This is a genomic window from Methylobacterium sp. WL18 (assembly GCF_008040015.1).
Lineage (GTDB): Bacteria > Pseudomonadota > Alphaproteobacteria > Rhizobiales > Beijerinckiaceae > Methylobacterium > Methylobacterium mesophilicum.
Window position 1 is genome coordinate 1 of record NZ_VRVD01000219.1, and the last position, 7,339, is coordinate 7,339.

Sequence of the window (7,339 nt, forward strand, 5' to 3'; positions counted from 1 at the left end):
GCATTACTGATGCGCGTCGGCGCGCCGCCCGCAGCGGCGCGCCGGGCCGGCGTCAGAAGTTGGCCTGGGTGACGAACTTGGTCACCAGGTAGGCGTCGAGCGCCTCCGAGCCGCCCTCGCTGCCGTAGCCGGATTCCTTGACGCCGCCGAAGGGCGTCTCCGGCAGGGCGATGCCGTGGTGGTTGATCGAGATCATCCCGCTCTCCACCCCGTGCGAGACCTTGGCGGCCCGCTCGGCCGACCTAGTGTAGGCGTAGGCCGCGAGCCCGTAGGGCAGGCGGTTGGCCTCGGTGAGCGCCTCCTCGTCCTCCGAGAAGCGGTTGATCATCGCGACCGGGCCGAACGGCTCCTCGTTCATCATCCGGGCGCTGAGCGGCACCTCGGTGAAGACCGTCGGCTCGAAGAAGTTGCCGCGGTTGCCGATGCGCTTGCCGCCGGCCCGCAGGGACGCGCCGGCCGATTCGGCGTCGGCGGTGAGCGCCTCGATGGCCTCCAGGCGCCGCCCGTGGATCAGCGGGCCCATCTTGGTGTCCGGATCCAGGCCGTCGCCGACCTTCGCGCCCTTTGCGTAGCTGGTGAAGCCCTCGACGAACCGGTCGAACACCGAATCGTGCACCAGGAAGCGGGTGGGCGACACGCAAACCTGGCCGGCGTTGCGGAACTTCGACGGGGCCAGGACCGACACGGCCTTCTCCACGTCGGCATCGCCGAACACGATCACCGGAGCGTGGCCGCCGAGTTCCATGGTGGCGCGCTTCATGTGCTCGCCGGCCAGCGCCGCGAGCTTCTTGCCCACCACCGTCGAGCCGGTGAACGAGATCTTGCGGATCACCGGGTGGGGGATCAGGTAGGCCGAGATCGTCGCCGGGTCGCCGTAGACCAGCGACAGGGCGTCACCCGGGATGCCGGCGTCCAGGAAGGCGCGGACCAGCGCCGCGCAACTCGCCGGCGTGTCCTCGGGACCCTTCAGGATCACCGTACAGCCGGTGCAGAGCGCCGCCGAGATCTTGCGGACCGCCTGGTTGATCGGGAAGTTCCAGGGCGTGAAGCAGGCGACCGGGCCGACCGGCTCGCGCACCACCGCCTGCAGCACGCCGTCGGCGCGGGCCGGGATGACGCGGCCGTAGGCGCGCTTACCCTCCTCGGCGAACCAGTCGATCACGTCGGCGGCCGCCAGGGTCTCGACCCGCGCCTCGGCCAGCGGCTTGCCCTGCTCCAGGGTCATGATGCGGGCGATCTCGTCGGCGCGGCTGCGCAGCAGGTCGGCGGCCTTGCGCATCAGCTTGCCGCGCTCGAACGGCGACACCTTCCGCCAGGCCGGGAAGGCCCGCGCGGCAGCCGCGAGCGCTTCGTCCAGATCCGCCGTGGTGGCGACCGCGCATTGGCCGATCGTCTCGCCCGTGGCCGGATTCAGGACGCCCAGGGTCTCTCGGTCGGCGCCCGTGCGCCAGCGTCCGGCAATGTGAAGCTCGGTATCCGGATACATCGTCAATTCCCGCTCGGCCGCAGGATCGGCCGTGGCCGACATGTGGCAACGTGAAGCGGATCGACAATCCCGTTCCGAGCATGGCTGACGCCGCACCAGGACGGTGACGGCCGGCGCCCGGTCAGGCGGCCCGGGAGCGGGTGGTCTCGGGCACGGTCACGGTGGTCGCGGTGCCGTGGCGAGCCCGGAGCGTGCCGCCCTTCGGGACGACCTGCCAGCCCTCGCGGCAGCCGTCGATCGGCTCGGAGACGACGACGATCCCGCCCGGTCCGTCGCGATAATACAGGCTCGGGGGCCGGCCGTCGCAGGCCCAGCGATAGGCGGTGAGGGTCTCGCCATCCGTCAGCAGGGCGGTGAAGCGCAACGGCTCGGAGACGTTGGCCTCCTTCATCAGGGCGCGGATCGTCTCCAGGGTACGGGCCATCGCGCCGACCGGGTCCTGCTCGAGGCCGTTGGCCAGGGCCAGCAGGAAGATCGCCTCGGAATCCGTGCTGCCGCGCCGGTGATCGTAGAAGGCGTCCGGGATCAGGGCCTCCAGCCGACGTTTGATACGGTGGTAGCCGCCGATCTGGCCGTTGTGCATGAACAGATGCCGCCCGTAGACGAACGGGTGGCAATTCGCCCGGGCGGTGGCGGTGCCGGTCGAGGCGCGCACGTGGGCGAAGAAGGTTCGCGCCCGGACCTGGCCGCACAGGTTGGTGAGGTTCTCGTCCGACCAGGCCGGGGAGATGTCGCGATAGACGCCGGGCTCGGGACGCTCGCCGTACCAGCCGATGCCGAAACCATCGCCGTTGGTCTCGGTTTTCCCTTCGTCGGCGTGCAGGGACTGGTGCACCAGCGAATGCGTCGGCGCGCAGACCAGGTCCGAGAGAAAGACCGGCTCACCGCTATAGGCGAGGAAACGGCACATGTCGGACGTCGATCCTTCCCTGGTCCGTACGATCCAGGCGATGTCCCCCGGAATGGGGCAAACGCCTCAAGCGTGAGATTAACAGTCGGTCCACACGGGTGAACAGTTTCTTAACCGGGACCCAGCTGCGCCATTTTCAAGCGTTCGGGCCAAAATTGGTGCGGCCTGATCGCGGAGCGGGCATGGGCCGCCCGACAACCCTGACACTTGTGAGCCGGCTCTTGGCAGGCCAGCATGGCCGAATCGGGGAATCACCGGTCCATCAATGAGGCCGGGACCCGAAAAGGGGTTCACACGACCGAACCGCAGGAGACTGATATGGATCGCGCACAGCCCGAGTGTTCCGCCCCCGTGGCGCTTGTGGTGGAGGACGACGCGGCCGTGCGCCACCTCGCGACCGCGGTCCTGGAGGAAAGCGATCTGGGCGTGATCGCCTGCGAGAGCGCCGAAGCTGCGCTCTCGGTCCTGGAGCGATCCGACGTCACCGTGGCCCTGCTGTTCGCCGACATTCGCCTGCCCGGTGCCATGGACGGCGTGTCGCTCGCCCAGGCGGTCGAGCGGCGCTGGCCGGATGTGCGCGTGGTCGTCACCTCCGGAGCGAGCCGCGACGCGCGCCTGCCCGATCAGACGGTCTACATGCAGAAGCCCTGGCGGGCGCTCGACGTGCTGGTCCAGGCCGAGCACGCCACGATGGCCGCCAAGGCGGCTTGAGTCGGGGGCACGTGCTCCTTCCTCCGCGAAGCTCAGATGTTCACGCCCCGCCGCCGGATGAGAACCAACGGCGGCCCCGAGCGCGTCTCCCTCCCCCGCAGAGGGGTGAGGGAGCACCGCGGTGTCTCCCGTGGATTCTGCCGACATTAATGCGTCGACGCACGCGAAGAGACTAGAGCCGTTCCCGGTCGCGCTGCGACCGGGAACGGCTCTAAGTCCTTGATGCAACGCGCTCGCTTACGTCGAACCGGTATCCACTTCGGCGGCGAGCGCTCGAAGAGCCCATGCCTCCGGCAAGGATCCTGTGCGTTGCACCGAACGATAGAGTCGTAATCCTCGACGGCGCATTGCGTCACCGCCCCCCGGCCGACGCCGATCCCAGCCAAACCAAACGCAAAAAGCCCGGCCGCTCGCGCGGTCCGGGCTTCTGCCGTTCAGGATAGAGCGTCTTAGACGACGGGCGCCGGGGTCACCGCGACCTGGCCGGAGGCGTTGCCGCCCTGCTGCGACGGGGCCGCGCTCGGCGACGGGAAGCCGGGGCGACGGCTGCCGGCCGGGAAACGGGGCTTCGGCTTCGGAGCGGCGATCAGGCCCTCGCGGATCGCGGTCTTGCGCGCCTGCTTGCGGGCGCGGCGGACGGCTTCCGCCTTCTCGCGCGCCTTGCGCACGGACGGCTTCTCATACGCCTTGCGCTGCTTCATCTCGCGGAAGATGCCCTCACGCTGCATCTTCTTCTTGAGGACGCGGAGCGCCTGATCGACGTTGTTATCGCGAACGAGTACCTGCAACGGACTTGATCCTCTGGACCTGGATTTGGGGCTTGCGCAGCCCGCCGCCGATCTGGAAACCGGCAACGTCCCTCGCCCGGGAGCACCCGGGAGGGACGGGAACGTCGGTTTCCGAATCGGCGTGGAGCCCACGCCTTGGCGCGCCTTCTACACCAAGCGCGAACCAGTTCCAACATCTTCGCAGCAGCGATCTTCGCAGCGGGCATCTCGAAATCCGGCGTGGCGGGCCGGATACCGGTTCGACGCGCGGCAGCCCTGCTTGGGCTCGATTTGGGGCGAAGCCGGATTGCAAGGCGATCGGACGCGGATCTACGCTGTGCGGATGCAACACGACGACCCGCAGCAATTCGCCAGCGACAACTACTCCGGCATCTGCCCGGAGGCCTGGGCCGCCATGGAGGCGGCCAATCGCGGCCACGCGCCGGCCTATGGCGAGGATGCCTGGACCGCCCGGGCCGCGGACGCGTTCCGCCGCCTGTTCGAGACCGAGTGCGAGGTGTTCTTCGCCTTCAACGGCACGGCGGCGAACGCCCTCGCGCTGGCGGCCCTGTGCCAATCCTATCACAGCGTCATCTGCGCCGACTCGGCCCATGTCGAGACCGACGAGTGCGGCGCGCCGGAATTCTTCTCCAACGGCTCCAAGCTGCTCACGGTCCGCACCGAGGGCGGCAAGCTCACCCCGGAGGCGATCCGCGGGCTCGCCACCAACCGCAGCGACATCCACTTCCCGCGGCCGCGGGTGGTCACGATCACCCAGCCGACCGAGACCGGGCAGGTCTACACCCTGGCCGAACTGCGGTCGCTGTCCGCCACATGCCGGGAACTCGGGCTCGCGCTGCACATGGACGGCTCGCGCTTCGCCAACGCCTGCGCCAGCCTCGGCTGCAGCCCCGCCGACATGACCTGGCGGGCCGGGATCGACGTGCTGTGCTTCGGCGGCACCAAGAACGGCATGCATGCCGGCGAGGCGGTGGTGTTCTTCGATCCGAAGCTCGCGGAGGATTTCGGCTATCGGTGCAAGCAGGCCGGGCAGCTCGCCTCGAAGATGCGCTTCCTGGCCGCCCCCTGGGTCGGCATGCTGGAGAGTGGCGCCTGGCTGCGGAACGCCGCCCACGGCAATGCCTGCGCCCGGCGCTTCGCCGGGGCCGTCGCCGGCCTGCCGGGGATCCGCGCGCTGTTCCCCGTAGAGGCCAACGCCGTCTTCCTGGCGATGCCGGCCGCGACCATGGAGCGGCTGCGGGCGCGGGGCTGGCGGTTCTACACCTTCATCGGCGGCGGGGCCCGGTTCATGTTCGCCTGGGACGCCGATGCCGCGCGCGTGGACGCCCTGGTTGCAGACTTGCACGCGCTGGCGGCCGAGGCGGCCTAAGGCTGGGTTTCCAAAGGGCTCAGCCCTTTGGCGGGTTGTCAGGGCGGAGCCCTGATAGAGACGAAGGGCTCCGCCCTTCACCCGCAAAAGGTCGAACGACCTTTTGAAACCGGGACCTGGATCAGCCCGAGGCCGGCTTCCCTGCGTCTTTGCCAATACCGGGGCTTGCCGCTACACGATGCCGAGACCCTCGCCCGAGGCGGCACCGCCGGGCGACGCCCTCCCGTTGTGCCGACCCAGAGCGTTCGCTCCATGCTGATGCAGACCAAGACCGAAGCGAGGCCGGCCGACCCGGTTGCGCGGCGGCGCACCTTCGCGATCATCTCGCACCCGGATGCGGGCAAGACCACACTGACCGAGAAGCTGCTGCTGTTCGGCGGCGCGATCCAGCTCGCCGGCGAGGTCAAGGCCAAGCGCAATCGGGTCTCGACCCGGTCCGACTGGATGGGGATCGAGAAGGAGCGCGGCATCTCGGTGGTCACCTCGGTGATGACCTTCGAGTACGGCGACTGCGTCTTCAACCTGCTCGACACGCCGGGCCACGAGGACTTCTCGGAGGACACCTACCGGACGCTGACCGCGGTCGATTCGGCCGTGATGGTGATCGACGCGGCCAAAGGCATCGAGGCGCGCACCCGCAAGCTGTTCGAGGTCTGCCGCCTGCGCGACATCCCGATCGTCACCTTCGTGAACAAGCTCGACCGCGAGGCCCGCGACACGTTCGAGCTGCTGGACGAGATCGAGAAGACGCTGGCGCTCGACGTCGCCCCGGTGACTTGGCCGATCGGCACCGGCCGCAACTTCTCCGGGACCTACGAACTCGGCGCCAACCGCGTCCGCCGGCTCGACGCCGCCGAGGATGCCGGCATGGTGGCGGTGTCCGGCCCGCAGGACCCGCTGTTCGATACGCTGCTCACCGAGAACGGCGCGGCCGATGCGTGGCGCGAGGAGGTCGAGCTGGCCGAGGGCGGGCTCAAGCCGTTCGACCTCGACGCGTTCCGCGAGGGCCACCTGACGCCGGTGTTCTTCGGCTCGGCGCTGCGCAACTTCGGCGTGCGCGACCTCATCGACGGTCTCGCCAAGGTGGCACCGCCACCCCGCGGCCAGGATGCCGACAAGCGCCTGGTCGAGCCGACCGAGCCGCGCATGACCGGCTTCGTGTTCAAGATCCAGGCGAACATGGACCCGAACCACCGGGACCGGATCGCCTTCATGCGGGTCTGCTCGGGCAAGCTCAGCCGGGGCATGAAGGCCCGGCTGGTCCGAACCGGAAAGCCGATCTCGCTCTCGGCGCCGCAATTCTTCTTCGCTCAGGACCGCGCCATCGCGGACGAGGCTTTTGCGGGCGACGTGGTCGGGATCCCGAACCACGGCACCCTGCGGATCGGCGACACGCTCACCGAAGGCGAGGACCTGCTGTTCCGCGGCGTCCCGAGCTTCGCACCCGAGATCCTGCGCCGGATCAAGCTGACCGACGCCATGAAGGCCAAGAAGCTGCGCGAGGCGCTGCAGCAGATGGGCGAGGAGGGGGTCGTCCAGGTGTTCGTGCCGCAGGACGGCAGCCAGGCGATCGTCGGCGTGGTCGGCGCGCTCCAGCTCGACGTGCTGAAGGAGCGCCTCCAGGCCGAGTACGGCCTCCCGGTCGATTACGAGACCTCGCGCTTCTCGGTATGCCGCTGGATCGAGTCGGATTCCGAGATCGAGCTGGACAAGTTCGTGGACAGCCACGGCTCGGCCATGGCCAAGGACCTCGACGGCGCCCCGGTCTTCATGGCGACCACGGCGTTCTCGCTCCGCTACGAGGAGGAGCGCTACCCGGCGGTGCGCTTCACCGACGTGAAGGACTACCAGAAGCGGACGGCGTAGTTTTTTTTGGGGGGAGTGGGGGGATTTACCGAACTTAGCCGGTTGGGGGCCGCAGCTTGACCCCAGCGCGTCTCCCCCCCCCCCCCCCCCCCCCCCCCCCCCCCCCCCCCCCCCCCCCCCCCCCCTCCCCGCCGCCCCCGCCCGCGCCCTTCCCGAACTTCGCCGGTTGGGGGCCGCAGCTTGACCCCAGCGCGTCTCCCTCCCCCCTC

The 7,339-nt window shown here is 69.3% G+C and carries 6 protein-coding genes; 3 read left to right on the top strand and 3 right to left on the bottom strand.

The window, feature by feature from the left end; genetic code table 11:
* Positions 1 to 52: 52 nt before the first annotated feature.
* Together FV228_RS16010 and FV228_RS16015 are read right to left on the bottom strand one after the other, a co-directional pair.
* The gene (locus FV228_RS16010) at positions 53 to 1,486 is read right to left on the bottom strand and encodes an NAD-dependent succinate-semialdehyde dehydrogenase (protein ID WP_147855535.1); all 1,434 of its coding nucleotides are present in this window, start codon (positions 1,484 to 1,486) and stop codon (positions 53 to 55) included.
* 121 nt (positions 1,487 to 1,607) lie between these two features.
* Positions 1,608 to 2,396, bottom strand: a complete 789-nt coding sequence (locus tag FV228_RS16015) for a class II glutamine amidotransferase (RefSeq protein WP_147855532.1) — start codon at positions 2,394 to 2,396, stop codon at positions 1,608 to 1,610.
* 318 nt (positions 2,397 to 2,714) lie between these two features.
* Here FV228_RS16015 and FV228_RS16020 point away from each other — a divergent pair, with 318 nt between their 5' ends.
* The gene (locus tag FV228_RS16020; protein WP_058193469.1) at positions 2,715 to 3,107 is read left to right on the top strand and encodes a response regulator; all 393 of its coding nucleotides are present in this window, start codon (positions 2,715 to 2,717) and stop codon (positions 3,105 to 3,107) included.
* A gap of 449 nt (positions 3,108 to 3,556) precedes the next feature.
* Here FV228_RS16020 and rpsU read toward each other — a convergent pair whose 3' ends face one another.
* A complete protein-coding gene (gene rpsU, locus FV228_RS16025; RefSeq protein WP_147855533.1) occupies positions 3,557 to 3,895 on the bottom strand; it encodes a 30S ribosomal protein S21 in 339 nt (112 codons plus the stop codon).
* Positions 3,896 to 4,217: 322 nt separating this feature from the next.
* On the opposite strand from rpsU, the gene FV228_RS16030 reads away from it, so the two are divergent.
* The gene (locus tag FV228_RS16030) at positions 4,218 to 5,264 is read left to right on the top strand and encodes a low specificity L-threonine aldolase (protein ID WP_147855536.1); all 1,047 of its coding nucleotides are present in this window, start codon (positions 4,218 to 4,220) and stop codon (positions 5,262 to 5,264) included.
* A gap of 252 nt (positions 5,265 to 5,516) precedes the next feature.
* Positions 5,517 to 7,130 carry a peptide chain release factor 3 gene (locus FV228_RS16035; RefSeq protein ID WP_147855534.1) on the top strand — a complete coding sequence of 538 codons (1,614 nt, stop codon included), beginning with the start codon at positions 5,517 to 5,519 and terminating at the stop codon, positions 7,128 to 7,130.
* Positions 7,131 to 7,339 lie beyond the last annotated feature (209 nt).

Excerpts from the sequence above, each read along its gene's own strand:
- FV228_RS16015 (WP_147855532.1), bottom strand. The coding sequence starts at position 2,396 with ATGTGCCGTTTCCTCGCCTATAGCGGTGAGCCGGTCTTTCTCTCGGAC.
- FV228_RS16035 (WP_147855534.1), top strand. The coding sequence starts at position 5,517 with ATGCTGATGCAGACCAAGACCGAAGCGAGGCCGGCCGACCCGGTTGCG.
- FV228_RS16030 (WP_147855536.1), top strand. The coding sequence starts at position 4,218 with ATGCAACACGACGACCCGCAGCAATTCGCCAGCGACAACTACTCCGGC.
- FV228_RS16020 (WP_058193469.1), top strand. The coding sequence starts at position 2,715 with ATGGATCGCGCACAGCCCGAGTGTTCCGCCCCCGTGGCGCTTGTGGTG.
- FV228_RS16010 (WP_147855535.1), bottom strand. The coding sequence starts at position 1,486 with ATGTATCCGGATACCGAGCTTCACATTGCCGGACGCTGGCGCACGGGC.